24 protein-coding genes, 1 tRNA gene and 3 pseudogenes are annotated in these 25,370 nt (G+C 37.8%); 7 read left to right on the top strand and 21 right to left on the bottom strand.

Going from position 1 to position 25,370, the window contains the following annotated elements; all coding sequences use genetic code 11:
• Position 1: 1 nt before the first annotated feature.
• From flgJ to P4S65_RS08720, 11 genes and pseudogenes are all read right to left on the bottom strand, one after another.
• Entirely contained in the window at positions 2-997 is a 996-nt protein-coding gene (gene flgJ / locus P4S65_RS08770) for a flagellar assembly peptidoglycan hydrolase FlgJ (protein ID WP_008135932.1), read from the bottom strand.
• Between the two features lie 132 nt (positions 998-1,129).
• Positions 1,130-2,224 carry a flagellar basal body P-ring protein FlgI gene (locus P4S65_RS08765; protein WP_007378703.1) on the bottom strand — a complete coding sequence of 365 codons (1,095 nt, stop codon included), beginning with the start codon at positions 2,222-2,224 and terminating at the stop codon, positions 1,130-1,132.
• Positions 2,225-2,236: 12 nt separating this feature from the next.
• Positions 2,237-2,920, bottom strand: coding sequence for a flagellar basal body L-ring protein FlgH (gene flgH / locus P4S65_RS08760; RefSeq protein ID WP_007378704.1), 684 nt, complete (start codon positions 2,918-2,920; stop codon positions 2,237-2,239).
• Between the two features lie 16 nt (positions 2,921-2,936).
• Positions 2,937-3,724, bottom strand: a pseudogene (gene flgG, locus P4S65_RS08755) (flagellar basal-body rod protein FlgG).
• Positions 3,725-3,745: 21 nt separating this feature from the next.
• Positions 3,746-4,489, bottom strand: a complete 744-nt coding sequence (locus P4S65_RS08750; RefSeq protein WP_008135926.1) for a flagellar basal body rod protein FlgF — start codon at positions 4,487-4,489, stop codon at positions 3,746-3,748.
• Between the two features lie 176 nt (positions 4,490-4,665).
• Positions 4,666-6,027, bottom strand: coding sequence for a flagellar hook protein FlgE (flgE, locus tag P4S65_RS08745; protein WP_008136000.1), 1,362 nt, complete (start codon positions 6,025-6,027; stop codon positions 4,666-4,668).
• 60 nt (positions 6,028-6,087) lie between these two features.
• A complete protein-coding gene (locus P4S65_RS08740; protein ID WP_306724120.1) occupies positions 6,088-6,765 on the bottom strand; it encodes a flagellar hook assembly protein FlgD in 678 nt (225 codons plus the stop codon).
• A 13-nt stretch (positions 6,766-6,778) separates the two neighbouring features.
• Positions 6,779-7,210, bottom strand: coding sequence for a flagellar basal body rod protein FlgC (gene flgC, locus P4S65_RS08735; protein WP_306724121.1), 432 nt, complete (start codon positions 7,208-7,210; stop codon positions 6,779-6,781).
• A 5-nt stretch (positions 7,211-7,215) separates the two neighbouring features.
• Positions 7,216-7,623: a flagellar basal body rod protein FlgB gene (flgB, locus tag P4S65_RS08730; protein WP_337119969.1), complete on the bottom strand. Its 408-nt coding sequence runs from the start codon at positions 7,621-7,623 to the stop codon at positions 7,216-7,218.
• Between the two features lie 142 nt (positions 7,624-7,765).
• On the bottom strand, positions 7,766-8,599 hold the full coding sequence (locus P4S65_RS08725; RefSeq protein WP_007378711.1) for a CheR family methyltransferase: 834 nt from the start codon (positions 8,597-8,599) through the stop codon (positions 7,766-7,768).
• Positions 8,600-8,619: 20 nt separating this feature from the next.
• On the bottom strand, positions 8,620-9,552 hold the full coding sequence (locus P4S65_RS08720) for a chemotaxis protein (RefSeq protein ID WP_007378712.1): 933 nt from the start codon (positions 9,550-9,552) through the stop codon (positions 8,620-8,622).
• A gap of 141 nt (positions 9,553-9,693) precedes the next feature.
• Between P4S65_RS08720 and flgA the strand changes: the two genes are divergently transcribed.
• The 3 genes from flgA (at position 9,694) to P4S65_RS08705 (ending at position 11,222) form a co-directional block, all read left to right on the top strand.
• Positions 9,694-10,401, top strand: a complete 708-nt coding sequence (gene flgA / locus P4S65_RS08715; protein ID WP_337119968.1) for a flagellar basal body P-ring formation chaperone FlgA — start codon at positions 9,694-9,696, stop codon at positions 10,399-10,401.
• 76 nt (positions 10,402-10,477) lie between these two features.
• A complete protein-coding gene (flgM, locus tag P4S65_RS08710; protein WP_306724124.1) occupies positions 10,478-10,798 on the top strand; it encodes a flagellar biosynthesis anti-sigma factor FlgM in 321 nt (106 codons plus the stop codon).
• Positions 10,791-11,222, top strand: coding sequence for a flagellar protein FlgN (locus P4S65_RS08705; protein WP_337119966.1), 432 nt, complete (start codon positions 10,791-10,793; stop codon positions 11,220-11,222). The genes flgM and P4S65_RS08705 overlap by 8 nt, the downstream gene beginning before the upstream one ends.
• A 50-nt stretch (positions 11,223-11,272) precedes the next feature.
• Here P4S65_RS08705 and P4S65_RS08700 read toward each other — a convergent pair whose 3' ends face one another.
• On the bottom strand, positions 11,273-11,731 hold the full coding sequence (locus tag P4S65_RS08700) for an LPP20 family lipoprotein (RefSeq protein WP_033032085.1): 459 nt from the start codon (positions 11,729-11,731) through the stop codon (positions 11,273-11,275).
• Positions 11,732-11,861: 130 nt separating this feature from the next.
• Here P4S65_RS08700 and P4S65_RS08695 point away from each other — a divergent pair, with 130 nt between their 5' ends.
• Positions 11,862-13,055, top strand: coding sequence for a flagellar assembly protein FlgT (locus P4S65_RS08695; protein ID WP_337119965.1), 1,194 nt, complete (start codon positions 11,862-11,864; stop codon positions 13,053-13,055).
• Here P4S65_RS08695 and P4S65_RS08690 read toward each other — a convergent pair.
• The gene (locus P4S65_RS08690) at positions 13,052-13,954 is read right to left on the bottom strand and encodes a LysR substrate-binding domain-containing protein (RefSeq protein ID WP_007378718.1); all 903 of its coding nucleotides are present in this window, start codon (positions 13,952-13,954) and stop codon (positions 13,052-13,054) included. The two genes, P4S65_RS08695 and P4S65_RS08690, sit on opposite strands and share 4 nt — an antisense overlap.
• Before the next feature lie 112 nt (positions 13,955-14,066).
• Between P4S65_RS08690 and P4S65_RS08685 the strand changes: the two genes are divergently transcribed.
• The 3 genes from P4S65_RS08685 (at position 14,067) to P4S65_RS08675 (ending at position 17,378) form a co-directional block, all read left to right on the top strand.
• Entirely contained in the window at positions 14,067-14,795 is a 729-nt protein-coding gene (locus tag P4S65_RS08685) for a glutathione peroxidase (protein ID WP_033040958.1), read from the top strand.
• A 54-nt stretch (positions 14,796-14,849) separates the two neighbouring features.
• Positions 14,850-16,298 (top strand): dihydrolipoyl dehydrogenase, encoded by a 1,449-nt coding sequence (locus P4S65_RS08680; RefSeq protein ID WP_337119964.1) that lies wholly within the window; start codon positions 14,850-14,852, stop codon positions 16,296-16,298.
• A 147-nt stretch (positions 16,299-16,445) separates the two neighbouring features.
• Positions 16,446-17,378 (top strand): exopolyphosphatase, encoded by a 933-nt coding sequence (locus P4S65_RS08675; RefSeq protein WP_337119963.1) that lies wholly within the window; start codon positions 16,446-16,448, stop codon positions 17,376-17,378.
• 358 nt (positions 17,379-17,736) lie between these two features.
• Here the strand turns inward: P4S65_RS08675 and P4S65_RS08670 are convergent, their stop codons facing one another.
• From P4S65_RS08670 to P4S65_RS08635, 8 genes and pseudogenes are all read right to left on the bottom strand, one after another.
• Positions 17,737-18,711, bottom strand: a complete 975-nt coding sequence (locus P4S65_RS08670) for a transposase (RefSeq protein ID WP_007377502.1) — start codon at positions 18,709-18,711, stop codon at positions 17,737-17,739.
• Positions 18,712-19,272: 561 nt separating this feature from the next.
• Positions 19,273-19,860, bottom strand: a complete 588-nt coding sequence (locus tag P4S65_RS08665; protein ID WP_337119962.1) for a hypothetical protein — start codon at positions 19,858-19,860, stop codon at positions 19,273-19,275.
• Positions 19,861-19,994: 134 nt separating this feature from the next.
• The gene (locus P4S65_RS08660) at positions 19,995-21,566 is read right to left on the bottom strand and encodes a P-loop NTPase fold protein (RefSeq protein ID WP_337119961.1); all 1,572 of its coding nucleotides are present in this window, start codon (positions 21,564-21,566) and stop codon (positions 19,995-19,997) included.
• 367 nt (positions 21,567-21,933) lie between these two features.
• Positions 21,934-22,008: transfer RNA gene (locus P4S65_RS08655), tRNA-Arg, on the bottom strand.
• 72 nt (positions 22,009-22,080) lie between these two features.
• On the bottom strand, positions 22,081-22,752 hold the full coding sequence (locus P4S65_RS08650) for a FlgO family outer membrane protein (RefSeq protein WP_007377505.1): 672 nt from the start codon (positions 22,750-22,752) through the stop codon (positions 22,081-22,083).
• 7 nt (positions 22,753-22,759) lie between these two features.
• Positions 22,760-23,453 (bottom strand): annotated as a pseudogene (locus P4S65_RS08645) (FlgO family outer membrane protein).
• Positions 23,454-23,466: 13 nt separating this feature from the next.
• Positions 23,467-24,060, bottom strand: coding sequence for a FlgO family outer membrane protein (locus P4S65_RS08640; RefSeq protein WP_007377507.1), 594 nt, complete (start codon positions 24,058-24,060; stop codon positions 23,467-23,469).
• Positions 24,061-24,199: 139 nt separating this feature from the next.
• Positions 24,200-24,875: pseudogene (locus P4S65_RS08635) on the bottom strand (SPOR domain-containing protein).
• Positions 24,876-25,370: the final 495 nt, after the last annotated feature.

Raw genomic sequence — 25,370 nt, 5'->3', positions numbered from 1 at the left:
ATTACTTTACTCCTTGGCGAATAACGTTTGCCGCAATATCTTTTAATTCAGTACTTTTCAGTACTTGTTTTATTTTGCTAGCATAATTTGGATCGGTTGCATAACCCGCTTTTTGTAACGAATCTAAAAAGTCGCTTGGCTTTGCTGTATTTTTTAATGCCTCTTGATAGCGTGGGTTTTGTGTCAAAAAATCAACAAAGTCATTTACACTTTCTTTTATTGAGTCGTACGCCCTAAAGCTTGCTTTCTTTTTGACCGCTGTACCTTGCTCAAATTCGAGTGTGACTTTACTGGCTTTTTCACCTTCCCAGCTTTTATCTGATTTAATATTAAATAAGTTATTTGAACTGTTACCATCACTTTTATTAATGATATGTTTACCCCAACCAGTCTCAAGCGCTGCTTGCGCAACCATTACAGCCGGGTTTAAACCAATTTTCTTTGCTGCCGTTTTAGCGTGTTCCCACACAGAGCTAACAAACTCTTCAGCCGATTCAAATACCGGAGTCTCTATTTTTGATTCTGTAATATCCATGTTCATGTTCGTACTTACAGGCTCTACTGATTTATTATTATTTTCATGAGGAAGTTCTGAACCCACTCGCTTATCACTTAAAAAGTCCGCTGTTGTTCTCAAAACAGATCCGGGCATAAAGTTTTTACCATCAGGGGATAACTGTTGAACGATTAAGTCTGCAAGGCCTAAAGAACCATTTGATGATAGTTCTGTCGATAATTGTTGATCGTGCATTTCTTCAAAGAACTTAACCCCACTAGAATTAAATGGGCTTTCTTTGTCCTCAAATGCTTCGTTTGCCTTGCGCATACTTTTAAGTAACATTTGAGTGAAAATTGCTTCAAATTGTGCAGCGGCTTTTTTTAGCGCAGCCTTTGATGCATCAGTCGATGAATCACCACTGGTTAAGGCTTCTTTACGAAGTGAATCTAAGTTGCCTAAATCAAAAAAGTTTTGCTTATCGAGATGATTTGTTTCCATCAGCTTTTTGACACAATAATGAGTAATGCAATTAAAATGCAAAAATTGAGCCAGTTGACTAACTTTAAATTAGATATATTGCGAGGGGATGATTTTGCCCTAGTAAAAATGTTACTAGGGCGTATTTAAATACTAAATAACAACTAGTTGACCGTTTATTGCACCAGCCTCTTTTAGCGCTTCAAGAATTGCCATCAAATCACCTGGTGCAGCACCAACTTCATTGATCGCTCTGACTAAATCGTCCAAGCTAACACCTGGATTAAATACAAATGCACGTGAATCATCCTGATTCACATCGATAATACTTTGATTAGTAACGGCGGTTTCACCTTCACTTAATGCATTAGGCTGAGATACATTTTGTTGCTCTGTAATCGTCACAGTTAAACCACCATGAGTAATTGCGGCAGGCTGTAGCTTTACATTTTTCCCGATTACAATCGTACCCGTACGAGAGTTAACAATAATTTTTGCTGCGTTATCCGCAGGGGTAAACTCTAAGTTTTCAAGTGTTGATAAATACGATACACGTTGTGATGCATCTCTTGGGGCAATAACACGAATAGATGCAGCATCAATTGCCTGTGCGCTATTGGGACCAACTAAGTCGTTTATCGTACTTTCTAAACGTTTCGCTGTTGTAAAATCTGGGCGATTTAAATTAAAAGTAATATAGTCGCTTTGCATAAATGGACTTTTAACGGCACGTTCAACAGTAGCACCATTGGGAATTCGACCGACGGTGGGTGTATTTATAACAACCTTGCTGCCATCCAACCCCTCAGCTCCTAAGCCGCCAACAATAAGGCTACCTTGTGCTATAGCGTATACATTCCCATCAACACCTTTTAAAAATGTTTGAATTAAAGTACCACCGCGCAAACTACCGGCACTGCCAATAGACGACACGGTAATATCAATTGTTTGTCCTGGTTTTCTGAACGCAGGTAACTCTGCATGCACAGCAACAGCAGCCACATTTTTAATTTTAGGGCTTAAATTAGCCGGCAGTGTAATACCAAAATTACTTAACATGCCCTTGAAACTCTGTTGGGTAAACTTACTTTGCTCGCCAGTCCCAGGTAAGCCAACAACTAACCCGTAACCCACTAATTGGTTAGAACGCACACCTTCAACCATAGAGATATCTTTAATACGCTCTGCATGTGCCGAAAATTGGCATCCCAGCAAAACAATTAAACAAAAAAACTTAAATACATTCATATTGAATGTCCTCTAAAAAGGAAAGAGCGAGCTACTAAAAAAGCGCGTTAACCAACCAGCACTTTGTGCCTCTTGGGTTTGCCCTTTTCCTGAATATTGAATCCGTGCATTGGCTATTCGGTTTGACTCAACCGTATTATCTGAGCCAACATCTTGCGGGCGCACTAACCCTTCTAAGCGAATAAACTCTTCGCCTGTATTAAGAGTTAACCATTTTTCACCTCGAATAACTAAGTTACCGTTTGGTAAAACACGCATCACATTAACCGATATATTGCCAAATAAACTATTTGATTGATTTGATTTAGAGTCACCAGAAAACGATGAATCACTGCCAATTCCAAATTGAATACTGTCGCCACCGATATTAACCGGAAGTCCCCCCAAACCAATTACAGGGTCAAGGCTCGTGTCAGATTGCTTATCTGTTTCTGTTTTTGCCGCTTTTGTAGCTTGGGTAGATTCTTGCAATTTAACCGTAATGATATCGCCGGTACGCAGAGCTTTTCTGTCCGCGTATAAATCGTTCGACACATTCGTGTTAAATAAAGAGCCAGTTGCTACAACAGGTTCTATATTTGGTTCTGGGTACATTGGCGCATAGTAAGGATCGTCTTGCACTATTTCACTATTTTGTGTTGATACACACCCACTTAAAAATAGAGTGCCTGCCGCAAATAACATAATATTACGCATATTCTGCCCCTAAACCTTATAGTTGCTGATTGATATAACTCATCATTTCGTCGACGGCTGAAATTACTTTTGAATTCATTTCATAAATACGTTGAGTTTCGATAAGATTTACCAGCTCTTCTGTGACATTTACGTTTGATGTTTCAAGAGAGCCTTGAATTATAGTACCTAACCCCTCAACCCCAGGGTTACCCTGCACTGGAGCACCACTCACTGCTGTCTCGGTATATAAGTTTTGCCCGATAGGCTCAAGACCCGATGGATTAATAAAGTCACTAATGGTGATCTGACCAATTACTACGTTATCGGCTTGACCTGCAACACGCACAGATACTTCTCCGTCTTGCGAAACAGTAATTGACTGTGCATCATCAGGTACATTCATTTCAGGTTGGACAACATAGCCAGCACCCGATGTAACAACTCGCCCGTCACCGTCCGTAGTAAATTGGCCATTACGTGAGTAAGCAATATTACCATCTGGTTGTAATACTTCAAAAAAACCAGGGCCTGAAATCATCCAGTCAAGTGAATTTTCAGTAGTTAGCATATTACCTTGCGAAAAGTTTTTTGATTCGCTACAACTTTGGCACCCGCCCCTAGCATTAAGCCCGATGGCATTTCGGTATCTTGCGATGAACGACCGCCAGGCTGATTAATATTTTGATAAAGTAAATCTTCAAATATAGCGCGGCTTTTTTTATAGCCCACCGTACTGGCATTTGCTAAATTATTTGAAATAACCGAAATATCAGTTTGTTGGGCATCAAGCCCTGTTTTACTAATCCATAATGCAGGATTCATAATAATGTCCTCATTTTAAAGTTAAACTATGCGTAACAACTGATCTTGACGTTCGTCAATTTCTTCAGCTGTCTTCATCAGTTTGACTTGTAGTTCAAATTGGCGTTGATGACTTATCATATCGACCATTTCATGAACTGGGTTCACATTCGACATTTCTAAGGTTCCACTCAATACTTTTACATTAGCAGAAGTATCAACAACTTGATTTGGTTTTGGTCTAAATAAGCCATCATTACCTTTTTCAAGTTGTGAGTTATTTGCTTCAACTACTTTTAAGCGATCAACCTCTTCTAAAAAATTCGCTGGTGCGCCTTGCGGACGAACCTGGATAGCACCATCTTGGCTAAATTCAATTTTTTCAATCGGTACAGGCAGTATAATCGGACCACCTTCGCCAATAACTTGGCGGCCATGACTTGTTACCAGCATACCTTCTGCCGTGATATTAAGCGTACCTACTTTAGTGTAAGCTTCATTACCCGACGCATCTTGCACACTCAGCCATGCGTTATCGCTCATTGCAATATCTAAATCTCTGCCTGTTTCAACTATGCCACCCGATGTCATATTTGAACCTGGACGTTCTTGCATCGAAAATACACGGGTTGGCAGCCCTTCACCAAACGCTTGCATAGAACGCGCTTGAGCAAAGTCTGATTTAAAGCCTGTAGTATTAGCATTCGCCAAATTATTGGCTTTAAGGGCAAGCCCCTGTAGGCTCTGCTTAGCACCAGAGGCCGCAATGTAGACCATTTTGTCCATAACATCGACTCACATAAAAAATCTATAACTATACAAATGCAAAATAGATGCCAGATCACGATTGACGTAAAATTAAGGTAATAAAATAAACATTTCTTGCAGTAGATGACTCACAGACTAAAAATAAAAAGGCTGCAAAATGCAGCCTTTTTATTTTTAGTTTAATGAATCTTAGCTTATCGAATCTGCAGAATACTTTGCTGAATTGTTGAGTTAACTTCAAGCGCTCGAGAGTTAGCTTGGAAATTACGCTGAGCACTTATTAAATCAACAAGTTCATTTGTTAAATTAACATTTGATTGCTCTAATGCGGATGAATTGATAGAACCTAATGTACCAGAGCCAGGCTCACCAGCAATAGGCTCTCCCGATGTTAAGCTCTTTTTCCAAGCTGTATCACCAACTTGTTGTAAGCCTTGTGAATTTGAAAAACGCACCATAGCAACCTGTCCTAAGAAAGTTGAATCACCATTACTATAAGAAGCAACAACTTTCCCATCAGAACCAATATCAATACCCGCTAAACGACCTACAGTTGCACCATCTTGTTCTAAAGCTTTCACCTCAAAGCGGCTTGCATACTGAGTTGGTACTTTATTTGCTGTACCTGCTTCGTCGCGCCAGTTCAGCTCAACACCTGTATCTGGAAAAGATGCACCATTAGTTAATAACGTAGATAATCCAGTTGTGGCACCTGCTGGTAAAACTAGTTCATCAAAAGTAGTAGCGCTTGTGTTAGCAACTCCATTTGTAGTTTCAGGTAAACCATTTGAACTAAAGCCAATCGTCGTTAAAGCGGTGTACGGGGTTGTAGTTTGCTCTCCACCAGAGGTGGGATCAATAACTTTACCATCTAAGGTAGCATGTATATCCCATTCGTTAGGGTTGGTTGTAGGGTCTTTTTTTACAAAAAAGTATTGCAAAACATGTGCCTCACCTAGCGAATCATACACAGTCGTCGAAGTCGATGAATTATACGTAGCACTTTCTGCTGGATCAAAAGCAAGTGTAGGTGCATCAACACGCGAATCTAAATTAAATGAGCTGTAGACGCTCGAAGTTGCACGAGGCGATCCAGAAGAATCTGGTATTTGCAATGCTGATGAAGTACTCAAACTTACTGAAGTCGTATCACCTGTGGCCTCATCGACTGGAAAACCCTGTAAAAAGTTTCCTTTAGCATCAACGACAAAGTTATCTTTATTTAGCTTGAACGCACCAGCACGTGTGTAAGTAAAATCTTGTGCTCCAAGATCTTGACTCATTGCGAAATAGCCTTCACCTGTAATAGCCAAATCGAGAGAATTATTTGTGAATTGCAATGAGCCTTGGTGAAACTGCTGAGCAACCATGGTAGTTTGCACACCGTCGCCATTCTTAGTTTTCCCCGAACTGAAAACTGATGATGCATATACATCAGCGAACTCTGCTCGCGATTCTTTAAAACCAGTTGTATTTACGTTTGCTATATTATTTGCTGTAACGTCTAAATCTTTTTGAGCGGCAGCTAGGCCGGTTAGTGCAATATTGAAGCTCATAATTCACCTTTAACCTGTTAATCTTTAGCCTGCTGGCAGGCGAAGTATACTTAAAATCTATTACGCGATTTCTGCAACATCTGTCAGCCTAACCGCACCTTCTTTAGTGTTAATTATGATGCCATTTGCACCATTGATATTTACACTCTCAATATTTTTAAAAGTGGCAATTGGTAAGCTAGAGAATTCACCATTAGTACTACCTTCAGCTTTTATAGTGTACTCACCTTCAGGCAAACGCTCACCATCCTCATTTTTTCCATCCCAAGCAAAGCGAACAGCTCCAGCAGATTGTGCACCTAACTCAATACTTCTCACTAATTGCCCTGATTCATCAGTAATTCGGAGCGTTAAATTTTCAACCGCATTTTCGGCAACAACAGAACCTCTCGCATCACCTACTGCATTTAAATCTAACGTATCTGATTCTAATAATGCCTGCTTACCCACCAAAGTAGATGCCTGTAAAGCTGAATTTGAAGTCATTGACGCCGCAAGTGACTCAAAATTACTATTGAGATTCGAAATTCCTTCGGCCATAGTAAAGCTAGTCATTTGCGCAATCATTTGATCATTGTCCGCAGGTTTACTGGGATCTTGAAACGATAATTGCTGAGTTAACAACGAGAAAAAATCTTCTTGTGTTAACTCATCACTTTTTTCTTCTGTTGCAACTTGACTATCTTGCCAGCGCAAAGAATCTAAATAGGATGAAGATGTATTTATATCGTTGTTCATAACCTACCCTCCGTTACCGCTGCCCTAGCAGAAGCGTTTTACTTAACATTTGCTTTGCTGCATCAGCAACTTGCACGTTTGTTTGATAAGAACGAGAAGCAGAAATCATATTAGCCATCTCCTCAACAACATTAACGTTGGGTTTATAAATATAGCCATTTTCATCCGCACTGGGATGATTTGGATTATACTCAATCTGTAATGGAGCACTGCTTTCAACAATGCCTAAAACTTTAACACCAACGGAGGAGCCCTGTGGATTACTTGCTGACGCTGAAGCTTTGGTAAGTTCAGCTGCAAAAACAGGTTGTCGCGCTCGATATGTTTTGTCTTGAGAAGAACTAATCGTATTTGCATTGGAGATATTGCTCGCAGTGGTATTTAAGCGTACATTTTGTGCGCTCATACCTGAACCAGCAATATCAAATACATTGTATAAACTCATAATTTTTATCCTTGACTACCGAGTGCTTTTTTCAGACCTTTAAATCTACCGCTTAAAAACTGCAAGCTGGCCTGATACTCCATAGCATTCTGTGTATACAAGTTTCGTTCCACTTGTATATCAACCGAGTTACCATCACCCGTATCCGCTTGATTTGGTAGGCGAAACAATTCTGAATCACCCATACTACGAGTACCACCACCGATGTGTTTATCGTTAGTTCGTACCATTGTATTGCCGCTTTGCTGGTTTGATCTTGCCGCTTTTAATGCAGAGGCAAAATCAATATCTTTTGCTTTGTAGCCCGGCGTATCAGCATTCGCAATATTAGTTGCAATTACTTCTGCTCGTTGTGAACGGAGCAACATAGCTTGCGGATGCACACCTAATGCCTTATCAAAACTGATAGCCATAACCATCTCCAAAAAATTGACTTACCTTGAATAAAGCAAAAAATACGCCATTAATACTAGAGTGGCGATTATTTATATAAGGTTATGTATTTAAAAGAAAAATGACGCTAGGCGCGTCATTTATATAGGGAAGGAGTTACTATTACAGCTTTTTTTGATAAATAATGCCAGGGTTGCATCGTACCATGTCAAATTCACTGCTTAAGCCTGTCATTGACTCTGATGCACCCAAAAATAAGTAACCTTTAGGATTCAGTGCTTGAGCAAATTGACTAATAATTTTAGCTTTGACTTCTGGGGCAAAATATATAAGTACATTTCGACAAAATATAATATCGAATTTGCCCATAAGTGCGTAAGAATCAAGTAGATTTAAATGCCTAAAGCTAACTTGCTTTTTTATTGAATCATTTACTTGGGCCATACCATTGCCGCTATCTTTAAAAAACTTTTTACGGCGCTCCGCAGAAAGACCTCGTGCTAAAGCCAATGCATCGTATTCACCATTTTTACACATATCAAGCATCGTATTAGAGATATCGGTGCCAATAATTTGCGCCCCCATCCGTAACACATTAGGCTGCTTTGCTTGAAACTCAGCAACAGACATTGAAATAGAGTATGGTTCTTGACCAGAAGAACTCGCTGCCGACCAAATTTTTAGTGGTCTTCTTAGCTCCTTAAATTCCGGGAAAAGCTTATTTTGAAGCAATTCAAACGGGTATTGATCTCTAAACCACAACGTTTCATTCGTAGTCATTGCGTCTACAACCGCAGCTCGAAGCTGTCGCTCATGAGGACCCAGCGTTTTGCTAACCAGCTCTGATAAAGATTCTACATTAAATCGAGTCATTAACGGCGCAAGTCGGCTTTTCACCAAATATTGTTTATTTTCACCTAAAACGATCCCGCATTGCTGCTCCAAAAACGAACGAAACTGATCGTATTCACTTTGCTGCAAATCTTTATTATTCAAATTAGTAACACCTATTTTTATTAATCACAATGAACCCATTTTTTCACAGCAGTTGCTAGTTCATCTGGGTTAAATTTTGCAATAAAGTCATCAGCCCCTACTTTTTCAATCATCGCCTGATTAAAAACACCACTCAATGAAGTATGTAAAATAACATGTAAAGGGGCGAGTTTAGGATCTGCTTTAATTTCTGCCGTTAACGTATAGCCATCCATTTCAGGCATTTCAACATCAGATATAAGTAAAGCGACACGTTCGGTAATATTGTCTTTACAATCTAGTTCAGCTATTTCTTTTAACCTTATTAATGCTTCTTTACCATTTTTAGCTAACTCAGTTTGAACACCAAGTGGCTCTAGCGCACGTTTAACTTGGTTACGCGCAACAGCTGAATCATCAGCAATAAACACAATTCGCTCACCTAAGTCTTTTTGAATATCACCGCTAGCTGCTACATCAGCACTTACTTCTGTGTTTACAGGGCAAATTTCGTTAAGAATTTTTTCTACGTCTAATATTTCGACCAGTTCATTTTCGATTTCGGTTACAGCGGTTAAATATGAATATCGGCCAGCACCTGATGGAGGCGGCATTATTTTTTCCCAATTCATATTAACAATACGCTCTACCCCACCCACTAAAAAACCTTGCACTGAGCGGTTATATTCAGCAATGATAATAAAACTGTCTGTTATGTTTTCTATTGGTCGCCCACCCACGGCCATAGAAAGGTCTATCACCGAAATAGTCTGGCCGCGAATATGTGCAACACCACGAATATAGGCGTTTGATTTTGGCATACTTGTTAGTGGAGGGCATTGCAATACTTCCCTCACCTTAAATACGTTTATACCAAAACGCTGCCGACCCCTGAGCTTAAATAATAGTAATTCTAGGCGGTTCTGCCCAACCAACTGGGTGCGCTGGTTTACTGAGTCTAAAATGCCTGCCATTCAAATCTCCTAAAGAAAACAAAAAATACGGAATGATAATTGCTTTCTATTTATAAAGCTTACATAACATCACGGGAGCGTCTTCTTTTTGACGCAAAATATTTATACCCTGTTTGAAACCATAAGCATAGTCGAAACATTATGAGTTTGTTAAAAAAAGTCAGAAGATACAGTGTTTTTTATTTTGTTGCTAGCCTCAGCTTCGCTTTACCCCTGCACGCAAAAGTCTTTAATAAAGATTTATTACAAGAGATCGCAATAAGTTATGTCGCCGATCAGATTGGTTCTACAGAAAATACTAAAATACAATTAAGTGCTTTACCACTTGATAGTCGTATTCCTGATCGAACCTGTCAAAATGCACTCGAGTTACTAATCCCAAGTGAGCCACCATTTAATCGACAAGTTACATTACAAATAAAATGTAACGATACTCAAAATTGGTCTCAGTACGTGCATGTAAGAATAGTTGAAATGGCACCTGTTGTGATCGCTAACGCAAATTTAGTGCGAGGTGAAGTTATAACAAGTTCTCACTTAAGTATTGAAATGAAACCAACACATTTTGTTAGAATGCAGTATTTAGATAACCCAGAGGTGCTTATTGGTAGTAGGAGCAAACGCAACATAAGAAGCGGGATGCCTATATTACTTAGCCAAATATGTATGGTGTGCAAAGGCGATTCTGTAAATATTTTAGCCAACCTTAGAGGGTTGAAAATAAAGACAACAGGAGTTGCATTGGAGGACGGAACAATTGGAGAACAAATACGCGTTGAAAACAAAAAAACAGGTAAAGTTTTAAATGCACGAGTAGATGGTGTAGAGTCAGTGCAGGTAAACATTTAATTCAAAATTATGCTAAAGTATTCTACGTAGATGCCGATATATTGGTATAAGTTGGGTAATATACAGGTTTATTATTATGGTCAGTCAAGTTAATTCAGGTAATCAACAAACTGCAGCTTTAGCTAATACTAAGCAACAAAAAGTTGATTTACAAAGAGATAATGCTAATACGCAAGCAACTCAGTCGGCTTCACCTAAGGCGGCCAGTGACTCAGTAAGTCTAACGCCGCAAGCGAAGCAATTAAAAACGCTGCAAGAAAAAGCGCAGCAATCATCTGGTTTCGACAGTGATAAAGTTTCAGAACTAAAAAAAGCAATTACTGAAGGTAAGTACCAAATTGACAATGAAAAGTTAGCTCAAAATTTAGCTAACTTTGAGTTTGACGTATATGGCTGATCATAACAGTTTAATTATCGTCAAGCTGAACGAGCAAGAAAAATGCTTAGATTCATTAGACACCTTATTAAACGATGAGCTGACCGCGATTGCGTCTCGACGTGGCGAAGGTTTGAAAGAAATTGCTCAACAAAAAATGTCTTTCTTAATTAAATTAAATTCTCTTGATAAAGAATTAAATAAACTTATTGCTAATAACGACGAACAGTCAGATGAAGTTCCTGATTTAATTTCAGTTGTACGTAGCAAGCTTGAAAAATGTAAAAAACAAAATGATGTAAATGCACATGCTGCGCACCAAGCACAATTGAGCGTTAAACAATTGAAAGAGATTTTAATTGGTGCTCCTTCTTCAATGACATACGATCAAGCCGGTAGCGAAGTAAACACCAACAGCCAACTTGTACGTAACCTAAAAGCCTAAATTGATTGGGTATAATAAAAAGTCATCATCCCTAATTAAATTAAATAAATTTAGTAATACGTTACCTTCTTTACTTCTCGAGGCTTAACTTCACCTATATACAAATCGTGAACACGTTTCATATTTAATTCAAGTTCAGTTACATAAGTATCATCTACAGCATACGTTTTAATTACTTGCGCCCCTTTTATAATCCCCTGCACTTTACTTTGTAAATAGTCATCTTGCGCTATTGAGCCTGCAACACTAGTTCCGGCGGTAATTTTTTGCCCGTAAACTTGTTCTGTTAATTCTCGATAAGCCTCCAGCTTTGACGCTTTAATAGCCATTAGTTGCTTTTGCGAACGGTTAGCGCCCTTTTGCAAGCTGATAGGCGCATAGCCAATCGCTTTTATAATAGGGTAATTATTTGGCGCTACATATTTATATTCAACATGTTTATCAAACACGCTACTGCAACCACTTAGTGCTAAGCACCCCAGTGTGATAGATAATGATATTGCTCGCATTGTACATCGTCCTAATAAACTAATTAAGCAACTATATGCACGTTTAATGCCATTTATAGTATTCAAAACAACGTTGGTATAGTCCTTGCTCTAAACACACTACTAGCTAAAGTTTAATTGGAGTAAGTGTATGAAATCGTTTTTATCATCAGTATTTGTAGGATTAAGCGCAACTGCTTTATTAACGTTTTCACCTTTTACAAAAGCGCAGTGGTATGAATCGACTGGGCACGCACTTGTTCAAAATGGGGATATGAGCGCAGCCAAATCTGCTGCTGTAAAAGACGCAATAACCCAAGCTTTAGTATTTTCAGGCGCAAGAGTAAGCTCAGTGCAAACCTTGGTAGATGGCGTGTTAATGCAAGATCAACTTAAAATTAGCAGTCACGGTGAAATTCAAAAAATTGAGCTTATAAGCGAAAATAAATACGACGATAAATTTGCAATCACACTGCGCTTAGACATTTTCGCTCAAACAGAACAATGCCCGCAAAACAGCTTTAATAAATTTTTAGCTGTAACCCAAAGCCAGCTTAATCATCGCGAGCAAGCAAAAATGGGTCAAATTTTTGACATAGATAAAGCGGTTAGCAAAAATATTTTTTCGGCGCTGCAAAAATCAAAAATGAGTGCAATACCTGTTGCCTATTACAAAAACGCTATCAAAGTTGATAAATATTTTACTCAACAACATGATTACTCCACTGCCCAGTTAGAAGAAATTGCAACTCGCAGCAACGCTCAATATGTTTTATTAAGCCAAATAACAAACCTATCGACCAGTAATAAACTCAATAGTGAATATGCGTTTTGGCAAGATGAAAGCTACCAGCGTAGCTACCAAATAGAATTAACACTGTTTGATGGCACAACGTACGAGCAACTTTGGCAAAATAGCTATCAAAGCCAAGCAATTTGGCCATTCGAAAAAACAGCCATAATTGACGTAAACAGTGATAGGTTTTGGCAATCACCTTTTGGGCAAAGCATAAGTGAAATAAATCACTCTTTAAGTTACGACATACAAGCTGCAATGGCGTGTTTACCAACGCAAGGTAAAATAATGCACATTGAAAACAGCAAAATTGTTATTAATTTAGGTAAAGCACACGGTTTACAAAAAGGCCAACTGCTCAGCATTGCACATCATAATTACTTAACGGATGCAGCGGGTAATGTTATGCCGCATAAAGTAACCACACTTAACACCATTCGCGTTGAACAGCTTTATCAGCAAACCGCAGTAGCAGTCAGTATTGATGACAAACCACTACCTGGCGTGCAAATTAACGATGTAGTAGAAATAATCAGCCAAGATCTTTAATTAACCTTTTTAGTTAATTTAGCTTTTAAATTAGGGTGAGCAGACAACCACTCGCCCAATTGTTCTACACCAGATAAATGCGGATAATGCTTTCGACATGCAAATACCACATTACGCTGCTGATTAGGAAATATAGGCATGTAGTCAATACCCGCCCGCTCTGTGCAAGCAAGCTTTGGTACAAATGTAATACCGTCATCCATGGCCACTAACGCTAATAATGTTTCTAAACTATTACCTTTATACTGATTAGATACATCGACTCCTGCAGAAAAACAAAACTTTTGGGCTTGATCTTTAAAGCAATGGCCATCACTTAACATTAGAAGGCTGCATCCTTGAAGGTCGCTTAACGCCACTTTTTTATGCTTAGAAAGCGCGTTATCTTGTGATACCGCCACTAAAAAATCTTCTTTGTATAGAGCAACCGTATGATAATTAATAAGTTCTGGCACATCGGCTAAAATAGCAAAGTCGAGTTCGCCATTATTTAAAGCTTCTAAAATTGTTGCTGTTTGCATCTCAATAAACGAAAACTGACTATCAATAAATGCCGCTTTCATTGATGTTAATAACGCAGGCAACAAGTAAGGCGCAATGGTAGGAATTATACCAATGGTTAATTTGCCTTGCAGGGGTTCATTTGATGTCGCGGCTAATTCTTTCAGTATTTGTGTTTGCTCTAAAATCAGCTCTATTTGCGCCAATAAACGAGCGCCTTTACTCGTAAGAGTAACTTGCTTGGTGGAACGATCAAATAAAACAACACCCAGCTCTTGTTCAAGTTTTTTTACTTGCCCACTTAATGTAGGCTGGCTAACAAAACAGGCATCGGCAGCTTTACGAAAATGTTTATAGTGCGCGATTGCTTTTACATATTCGAAATCTTTTAAGTTCATATTCAGCTCCACCTGATAGTTTATAGCTATCAGTTTAATACAAACAAACGATTGGAACTATATTTAATTATTCACCATAATGGCTATCAACAAATCAAGAGGAACAAAAACTATGTTAAACAATATCGAAGGTCAAACAATCCCAAGTGTTACATTTGCAACTCGTGAAAATAACGAATGGAAATCAGTAACAACAGATGACATTTTTAAAAGTAAAACGGTTGTAGTGTTTTCACTACCAGGTGCATTTACACCAACATGTTCATCAACTCACTTACCGCGCTACAACGAATTAGCAGGCGTACTTAAGCAAAACGGCGTTGACGAAATTGTATGTTTATCAGTAAACGATACATTTGTAATGAACGCATGGGCTGAACATCAAGAAGCGCAAAACATTACTTTATTACCAGATGGCAACGGCGAATTTACTGACGGCATGGGCATGTTAGTAGACAAAAATGACCTAGGCTTTGGTAAGCGCAGCTGGAGATACTCTATGCTGGTTAAAGATGGTGTAATTGACAAAATGTTCATCGAACCAGATTTACCAGGCGACCCGTTTGAAGTATCTGACGCAGACACAATGCTTGACTACATCAACCCTAAGCAAGCTAAACCAGAACCAGTAAGCATCTTTACTAAACCTGGCTGCCCTTTCTGTAAAAAAGCGAAAGAGCTACTTGCAGAAAAAGGTTTCGCCTATGAAGAGATTGTTATGGGTGCAGGCGCATCACTAACAAGCCTTAAAGCTGTATCTGGTCGTGATACTGTTCCACAAATATTTATTGGTGGTAAACACATTGGCGGCTCAGACGATTTAGAAAAATACTTTGCTTAATTAAGTAAAAATTAACAGGGGCCTATTGCCCCTGTTTAATAAAGGATACCTACTATGAAAGAATTGCAAACCGATGTTGTTGTTATAGGCGCAGGTACAGCTGGTTTAAGTGCTTATCGTAATGCTAAACAGTTCACACAAAATGTATTAATGATTGAATCAGGCCCATATGGCACAACATGCGCACGTGTTGGTTGTATGCCTAGTAAATTATTGATTGCAGCCGCCGAAGCCGCACACGCAATTGAAATGGCACCTGCATTTGGTGTGCATAGCTCAAAGCCAGTCATTGACGGCAAAGCAGTTATGGCACGCGTAAAAAGTGAACGAGATCGTTTTGCAGGATTCGTAGTAGAAGCCGTAGATGAATTACCAGATGGTGATAAAATTCGTGGTTACGCTAAATTTTTAGACGCAAACCGCGTACAAATAGACGACCACACAATTATTACAGCAAAACGCTTTGTAATTGCAACCGGTTCACGCCCTTCATACCCTGGCGTATTTAATAACTTTGGCGACAAACTTATTATAAACGACGACGTATTTGATTGGGATGACCTACCAGAATCAGTCGCTGTATTTGGCCCTGGTGTAATAGGTCTTGAAATTGGCCAAGCACTTAGCCGACTAGGCGTAAATGTAAAACTATTTGGTGTAGGCGGCGCAATTGGTCCACTTACAGACCCAGTCGTAAAAGACTACGCAAATACCGTTTTTGCTGAAGAATTTTTTGTAGATACCGACTCAAACGTATCTGACATGACGCAAGTTGGCGACAAAGCACAGCTAACTTATACCGACAAACAAGGTGAAAAACACACCGAACAGTTTGACTACGTACTTGCAGCCACAGGCCGAGTACCTAACGTAGATAAACTAGGCCTTGAAAACACCGGTATTGAACTTGATGAACGCGGCGTACCGCACGCAGACACACACACAATGCAATGTGGTGAGTCGAACATATTTATAGCAGGCGATGCCAGCAACATGCTACCACTGCTACACGAAGCATCTGACCAAGGTGCTATTGCGGGTCAAAATGCAGGGCGCTTTTCAGATGTGCGTATAGGTCTGCGCAGAGCTAAAATTGCAGCTGTATTTAGCGACCCACAAATAGCCATGGTCGGCGAAAGCTACAAGCAAATTACCGACCGTTTAGGCCCATGTGGTTGCTTTGAAATAGGCGAAGTGAGCTTTGAAAACCAAGGCCGAAGCCGAGTAATGCTTAAAAACAAAGGCTACATGCGTGTATACGCAGAGCAAGGCACAGGCTTATTTTTAGGTGCTGAGTTTATTGGCCCACAAGCCGAACACATCGCTCACTTACTAGCATGGGCTGTTCAAAACAAAATGACCGTACCACAAATGCTTGATATGCCATTTTACCACCCAGTAATTGAAGAAGGGTTACGCACCGCCCTTCGCGACTTAAATGCCAAACTTAAATTTGGCCCAGACATTGTAAACTCATGTATGGAATGTGGCCCAGGCGCATAAACTGCTCATTGCACATACACTTGCTAACAAAGGCCAAAGTATTTACTTTGGCCTTTTTATTTTTATAAATTTTTTAAAGCAGACCTCTCAAATAATATATTTACTGTTACACTCAATTGATAACTCAATTAAAATGATGGAATAGCTATGTCCAATAATAAATTTAGACTTGTTACACGCAGTGATTTTGATGGCCTAGTATGCGCCGTCCTTTTAAAAGACTTAGACCTAATTGACGACATTTTGTTTGTTCATCCAAAAGACATGCAAGATGGCAAAATAGACATTACCGAAAACGACATTACCACCAACCTTCCCTACGTTGCAGGTTGTCATATAGCGTTTGATCATCACCTTAGCGAAACCGTACGTAACTCAAACGACATTAAAAACCATATTATTGATCCGCAAGCCCCTTCGGCTGCACGTGTAGTTTATGACTATCATGGTGGCGCTGAAAAATTTCCGAATATCTCAGTTGAAATGATGGACGCCGTAGACAAAGGTGATGCTGCTCAGTTTTCAAAAGACGAAATATTAAACCCAACAGACTGGGTATTAATGAACTTCATTATGGATGCACGCACAGGGTTAGGCCGTTTCCGTGAGTTTAAAATTTCAAACTACCAATTAATGATGAAACTCATTGACGCCTGTAAAGACCAAAGCATTGAACAAATACTACAAATAGAAGATGTAGCCGAACGTGTTGCTTTATATAACGAGCATAACGAAAAAGCAAAAGAGCAAATTACTCAATGCGCCACTGTCCATAAAAATTTAGTGGTACTTGATTTAACCCAAGAAGAAACTATTTACGCTACCAACCGCTTTGTTATTTACGCCATGTACCCCAACTGCAACATCTCAATTCATAAACTGTGGGGCCTTAAAAAGCAAAACGTAGTGTACGCAATTGGTAAATCAATCACCAACCGTACCTCAAACACCAATGTTGGCGAGCTATGCTTAAAATATAATGGTGGCGGGCACTTAAATGCCGGCACTTGCCAAGTAGAAACAAGCCAAGCTGAAGCCGTACTTAGTGAGTTAATCGATACAATTACAAGTGATGGTTAGACATTAAAATTTAGCGTTTTTTAAACTATTAATAGAGCGAGTAAATTGACGTTTACTCGCTTTTTTTGTGTATAAAAATAATAAAGCATACTTACAAAGCTATTACGATGGAGAACTCATACTCGAAGTAAAAGGCTGATTAAACTGATTAACTGATTAAACAGGACAGCCACTCTATCTAATTGTACAAATAATATTGTGTCATTAAATTTACTTTTTTGACCAAGAATTCATTTCTTTTTATATTATTATTTTTCGGGGGATTACCAAATAAGCCATTATCACTGTTAAACTTAAATTACGCGCATGAAAATAGCTGCATCATTGCAGTTTTAATTTTTATTGAGTTGTTTAAACGTTATGCGAGTAGCTTTTCGCAGTTACTTATATTCGCTCGCCGTTTTCGGTTTAAGTTTTCACAGTAACTCACTTGTGAAGTGGGCCTCCCTACTGCACCGTGAAATACGCGTGTAAATTGTGTGGTGAGTTTTAACCAGTTTTCGGGGGAGATATTTACTCTTTCGAGTAAGGGTAAGCGTGTACTTTCAATATACCCGCGTTTATCTTCTCGCATACAACGCCCTGTTAACTCAACAAGTTCAAGATACGATTTAAGCTCAAACGGGAGTCCTTTTGGCATTATTTGACGTGGCATGCCTGCAAAGCGGAGCAGTTGTTTTGGTTGCTTGCCTTCGTTTGCCCGTGTTAAGCGTTGTTTGATGCTGGTATGGTCTGATTCCTCTGGTGTATTTGCCATTTTGGCTCTGATGGGATTTAAATCGACATACGCCATACAGGCGGCAAGTGCTGCTTCATCTAATAATGCTTGGGATCTAAATCGTCCCTCCCAAAAACGGCCAGTACAGTTATCTTCTTTATTTGCTCTGCGCGCAATGTCTTCATTTAATAACCTCATAAACCAGCTAATACTTGATAAGCGCTCTCGGTATTCCTTTACTGTTTGATTAAAAAAGATAAGTTCAGCTTTACTTAGCTTTTCACCTTGTACATATTTCTGCGTTAACAATGTGCCTTTACAGAGTTTATGCCAGCGAATAACAATCGCTTTATCATTCAGCCTGTTTGCTTTTTTATCATCAACATACAGTACTAAGTGAGTGTGATTACTCATCACTGCATAAGCGCATACATCAATACAAAATACCTTAGCTAATTCAAGCAGCTTATCTTCAACCCAACCTCTACGATGCTCATAAGATTGACCGGTGAAATGGTCTTCGCCACATAAAAAAGCACGGCGAACACAACGTGAAATACAGTGATAATATTTTGTATCGACCAAACTTACTTGGCGCTTTCTTGCGATTGCCATGTAACACCCTGCTTGTTTTTTGCACTAAATAAAGCCTAGTACTTCGTTTCATAAAGTGCAAAATTAGAATGGGTGTCTTTGTTTGTTACAAAAATTAGAATGGGTGCCTTTGTTATTCTTAATAAAGTGCAAAATTAGAATGGGTGTCTTTGTTGTTTCCAAAAATTAGAATGGGTGTCTTTGTTGTTTTGTTGTATCAATCAAACTTACTTGACGCTTTCTTGCGATTGCCATGTAACACCCTGCTTGTTTTTTGCACTAAATAAAGCCTAGTACTTCGTTTTACAAAGTGCAAAAATTAGAATGGGTGTCTTTGTTGTTTTGTTGTATCAATCAAACTTACTTGACGCTTTCTTGCGATTGCCATGTAACACCCTGCTTGTTTTTTGCACTAAATAAAGCCTAGTACTTCGTTTTACAAAGTGCAAAAATTAGAATGGGTGTCTTTGTTGTTTTGTTGATTAAGCAAAAAAATTACCTTTAGCTTACCATTGCCAGAATGGCAAAAAGGGTTTTACTTGGAGTTCTGTAAATAACTGTACCAATACAACTAATCAAACCTTAATTATCAATTATTTTAAAATCTAAAAATTGTTTAAGCACTTCACCATGTTCGCATAAAGACAGTTTCTCTAAATGCATTGTATTTTTACTTGTTAACAGCATTATTGCACCTGAGTCTATTAAATGTTGTTCCGTACTAGTACGCATGATTCCTTCCGATTTTGTTACTGTCGTACCTTTCTTTAATAGTCTCTGGTAAAACTCTGTAGCATCAGAATTACTGGTAATATCAAGAACAAACTCAAAAAGAAGTTTATGTAATTTTTTATTTATATCAACATCTAATTTTTGATGTGAATGATTAACTTCATAACCCCCTTCTGGTTCAGAGTTAATTTGTTCGATAGCTAAGCTAGAAAATAATAAGTCAATATACTCATCGTATCCTTTGGTTAAATTTGTGAACTCAGAAAAGTTAGTCACTTTCTCTAAAAAAGTCTCAGTAAATAAACTCTTAAAGTTATACTCTCTAAAACCTTCTCGATTAATTAAAACCTCACAATATAATAATGAATGTTTAATTGCCCAACTAAAATGCTTTTTAAATACAGGGGCTTTCTTAGGTATATAACTTAAATTATTCAAAAGTGACTCAGCTATCAACCCTATTTGATTAAGGCTCTCCCAATCTGCCTTAGATAATTTTATAAGAGCAGATGATCTTTCTTGATGAGCTAGTAAAACTCTTTGCCAAAAATCATAATTAAAAGAGTCCGCTCTTAAATTATAAAAAAATTTACAAACTCAATAAACTGAGGGTTGCCTACCATCTTATCTATAAATGCTATATTCCCCTCCTCTAACACTTGATCATCAAATTGTTTCATTTGATTGAACAGTACTTGGTCACTAAATTCAATATTTATTTTGGAGCTGCTATTTAAGTATATATTCCAGTAGTTCTTAACTGAACTTTCAGCAATAGATTGTGGTCTTTTGTTTGAAGAGGAGCCTAACATTGGGAATAGGTAGCTAACTAACTTAAAACTGATATCTTTTTTATAGGTCATTTGATTAAAATCAATAGCATCCCAACTTTTTAATAAGTCCTCTTTATAATCAGCCGCCTGAAGAGATTGGATGTTAATATGTATAAAGTCATACGCCAAAGGGCAAGAAATTTTTAAAGTAGTCAAGATTAACAAATCATCAAAATTAAACTCTCCAATTAAAAGCGACCAACTACTAATTACCTCTCTTTTAATTGCTTCAAACTCTCTGGCTGAAGCTATTAACTGATTTAGCATCTTTATAACTTTTATGGTACTTACTGATTTTCTACCGTATAGAGTTCTATAACAACGTTTATTCAGTAACCAATCAGAATTAGTTTTTTCATAAAACAACTCAACCCTTTTTAAATTTGCTAGCTTATGCTGTTCAAATGCTAATATTTTAATCCCTTCTGTAAAATCTATAGGGGGTAAGTCTTCTCTGTAATCTGTTACACGAGATATGATTTGTGTAGCTCCGTCACTGTAACCCAAAGCAAAAATGAAACTGATTTTATTAGTTGACTTAAAGTTATCTAATAGAGGTGCAATAGAGTTAGTGACCTTAATAACGTCATGGTTACGATCCATATCTTCTATAAATATGCAGAGACGGAGATTATTTTCTATTAAGAGCAAATTTAAATCTTTAAGTTGCTGCTCAGCCGAAAATACACCTGAAAGAAAATTGGAAAATAATTTACTGCTTATATGTACATCTTTCATTGCTGATAGATACTGCTTAGGTAACTCTCGAACAGAAGACGTTTCAATAGTTTTACTTAAATTAAATATCACCTCTTCAAGGAGTTGACCTTGAATATCGTTACTGTTATTTGCCTTCCCCCAAGCATCAAAATGAACAAAGAGCCACTTTTCATTAGGTCCTTTTTTATAATATTGCTCTTTATTAATTAGCTCTTCTAACATATTAAGCGTACTAGACTTACCTGTACCGAAATCACCAACTAAAGCAATCCTTCTAAAACTCTTGCCATCATAACCCGTCAATTTATCTTTTAACTTTTGAGCAGTAGCAACTCGATTATATTTATCATGAATAGTAGATTTTATAGGTGTCTCATTAAAACTGGTTTCTTCAGTAGCTCTATGTAATTGAGGATACTTAAAAATTGCCCTCACATAATTTAAGTAGAAAAATAAGTAGTCTTTGTTAGCTATTATCTTTCCTATATAAATAAGTAAAAAAATATGAATAGAAGATAAAAATATAGACCATGTAAAAGTTAAATTTTGATAAAAAATTATCCACATAACGATTGTAACTAATACTGTCACTCTTAAAACAGATATCCCTTTTTGCTGTTTTTTTATCAAGTGAGTAAAGTCAAATTCGACATAGTAAGCTCCCACACTTTTAAAGAGATGTGAAATAGTAAAGCCACAAATGACGATTAGAATATTTCGAATAATTAAAGGTAAAGCAAGATAGGATTCAGACCATGAACTATAGAGTTCTTTGAATGCTCCAAAGGAATAAAGTAAGTTATAAAAGACTAATATAAGTGTGCTATAAAAAATAATACTTATTATTTTTTTATATTTTTAGGCATGAAAATCCATTTAAAATTAAAAGCACACTGCTACATATGTGCTACACAGAAGCAGAAGAACAGAAAGTAAAACCATAACTCATTGATTTAATTGGTAGCCCCTGCAGGAATCGAACCTGCAACTGCCCCTTAGGAGGGGGCCGTTATATCCATTTAACTAAGAGGCCACAAATAAGCTGTGTGCTTAGAGATGTGAATTATAACGGTATCTGGTTTTTTATATCAAGCGACAACTGAACTTAATTGCTTGATAAGTATATATCTTCTTTATTTAGTACGTATAACGGTATTAATTTTCGGCTAGTGGCAACAACTTGCTTGGTGTCTATGTTAATAACACGCGCATTGACCGCAACGCCATTACGTCGATAAATTAAAGTACCTGCAAGTACGTGGCTGGCCATTTGGTCTTCATTAAGTTTTGCTATATCACGCGATAAAACAAAGTCGCCACGGCTATTTACGTCTATGGTTTCTGTGGTTTTAAAATCAACGACACCATAACCAAATTTTTGTAATTGATGGATTAAGGTTTCAGATATTTGATTTCCAAGCTGATTTGTGTTGTTTAGTGTGGCATCTAAATTAACTAAGGTTGTAACCGCAATATTTAAATGCGCATTAGTATCATTACCTGATTCGAGGGTGTCGACTAGATCGAGGGCCATTTGCTCTACATAATTAACCAATGTTTGATGGTGGTTAAGGGGCATAAATTGTTGTGATGAATCGTATTCGTCATGTACATCTACTTTAGCCGACGACAGCATTTCCGGTGTTTGCTCATGCTGTGTGTTTACATCTACGCGGGTATTTGTGTTTTGTTGCTGTTGAGTAATGTGTGTCATAGAACACCCAGCCAATGCTAGCATGCTAAAAGCGCTAAGCACGCTGTTTAATGTATAACGCATAATCACCTCACTCATCCGCTTGCTTAAGCATTATACCATCAGTTCGGTAGCTGCTGTTAAGCGCATCAACAACTGACTGAGGAATAAAGCCTTGTGCACTGCCTACAACCGCTTTACTTTTCAAACCAACAATACGAGCATTTACTAATACCCCCTTGGTGGCTCACTAAGGTACCGGCTAGGACGTAGTTAAAATTTTGATCTTGATTTAACTCTAAATAGTCGCGACTAAATACAAAGTCACCCGCCGGTGTTACTCGCATAAAGTCGGTTGTTTTAAAATCAATGACCGGTATACCAAAACTATGCAGTTCGTGCATAAAACTTTCTGATATCTGATTTCCTAATAAACTGCCATCGTTGTAGTTATCATCTAAAAATACAAAGCTTGAAACAGCAAGTGGTGTTTTATCATTTACGTACTGTAAGTTTTCGACCATGTCTTGCATTATGCCACGCACGTAATGGTTAATATTTTTACGCTTGGCGGGCATTGATTTAGTGTAATTATTTTGCTCAACCAACCCAGACTGAAAAAGTTGATTATTTACAACAGGCGACGCAACTTCGCGTTGCTCACTTACAAGCATTACAGGGCTATTGCTTTGCGGTTCTTCTACTTGTTCTGACTCCATGCCATTAAACATTTGCGAACAGCCAAATCCCAATGGCAAACATAATGTAATTAGTAGGTTTCTCATTTTGTGCTCCAAATTAGTATTCGCTGCGGTATAAAAGGCCGTCGCGCTGCTGAATTTTTTCATTACCCCACATTACATTAATAGGGATCTCGGTACTGCCTGCTGATAAAACTTGTTTGCTGTTTATATTAACTAGTCGCGCATTTACTATATATGCATGCTGCTGACGAGTCACAGTACCGGTAACTATTAAGTCAATTTTTTGACGTTCACGTAATTTATTTAAATCGCGACTTAGTACATTATCGGCATTACTCGATAATGTTATATTATTGTCTAATCTATACTCTACCGTATGGTAACCAAGCTGGGTCATTTGGGTTAATAGACTTTCTTGGATTTGTTGGCTAAGCCCTGAAGCTTGCTCTGTCATTAACTTGGTGTCGAGCCCATCAGCAAAATAAAAGCTACTTACACCAATGCGGGAATTACGACTTAACGGCTCTTTTAAATGACTAAGCTGCACTGTTAGCGTATTTACATAATCATTAACTGTGTAAGGTGCCATAGCCGCTTTAGGAGCGTGTGTGCTTATACTTGGCGCTGGTTGCGGTATCAAACTGCAAGCGGCTAAGTTAACTAATAATAGGGGTAATAAAAGGCGCATAATTGCCATCCTCTTTCAAATATACAAAAGATAAAGCAATTATTATGCCTAAAAGGTGTTTGAATAATTTTGCTAGTTAACCTACACCAATGCTTAACCTAAACCCGATTAACATGCCTACCTCAACTATTTGTTTAAACTATAGTTTAATGGGTTTATCTGTGTAACTACTTACTATGCAATCGAGTTTATAAAGTTTAAATACTTCGCAATCTGCTTTGGCGTTATTTAACTTTTGATATGAACCCAGTTTTAAGCGGTAAAATGTTTTATCGTTAATACGGATTTGCTCTACGTTAGTCTCTATTTTTTTCTAAACAATGGAGCTGCCTTTATGTTCAGGTTTTGCCATACTTTTTTAAGCTTTGCTCAGAGCTAACTGATGCCACTTGTAATGAAAATGAATGCTTAAGCGTATTTAATTTTACAGCCCGTTTTTTACTGTAGCTATGTTTAGGCGCTTTCGAAAGCGCTTTTATGGTATGAGCAGCTGTAGGATTGCGTGTATCAGCACGAGTATAACGTTGGTTGGATTGCGTTATCGCTTTAGTGTTAATAATGTCGATATGGTCAACTAAATAAGTGATCTCTTTTTCGAGCCTTAAAATACGCTCAAGGCCCGCTCTAGCTTGTTGCCATTGCATTGCTGCATCTTTTAACTGAGCAAGCTCTAAGGCTGTGATTGACACATATTCTGGTAAATTATTTGGTTGCTCTAACTGGTTTACTTCTGACGTAGAAGCACAGGCAGTACAAAATACAAACGTTAAAAGACTCAGAATTATATTTTTATTATTATTTTTATGTTTAAACATGTATTCGTTATCCTGAAAGCAGTGTAATTACACTTACATTTCAGCTAAACATTCTTATAAATTATACCAATTCGCTTGATTAAACATTATTGCAAGTTGGTACTAAGCGTTTAACTTTAAATAGGCTATGGGAACAACTCATTTCAGCTTTAATTGTGTTTTAACAAACAATTAATGCGGGTCCCTTTATCCTTAAGAAAACATTTAATACAAATTTAGTGCCAATTAACACAAAAACAACAATATAACTTAAAAACCGCGCATTTAAACACATTCAATCCTTAAAATAACAACAGTTTTTGAGTTGCTGTATTTTTAGATACTACGTTTGCAACAGTGTATTTAACCCAAAATTTCGATAATAACTTCATCCCCAAAAGCTATTGACACGTAAATTCGCCTTGTTTTCACTGAAAACCTCTGGCTAGAGAAAATAAATTTAAATATCACCATAATTCAATATGTTAGTATATCTCTTAACCAGAGCTCTGGTTA

It is taken from the genome of Pseudoalteromonas sp. B131b (assembly GCF_037162545.1).
GTDB classification, from domain to species: Bacteria; Pseudomonadota; Gammaproteobacteria; order Enterobacterales; family Alteromonadaceae; genus Pseudoalteromonas; species Pseudoalteromonas fuliginea.
The sequence above is the reverse complement of the archived record's forward strand: the minus strand, read 5'-3'. Positions and strand labels throughout refer to the sequence as shown.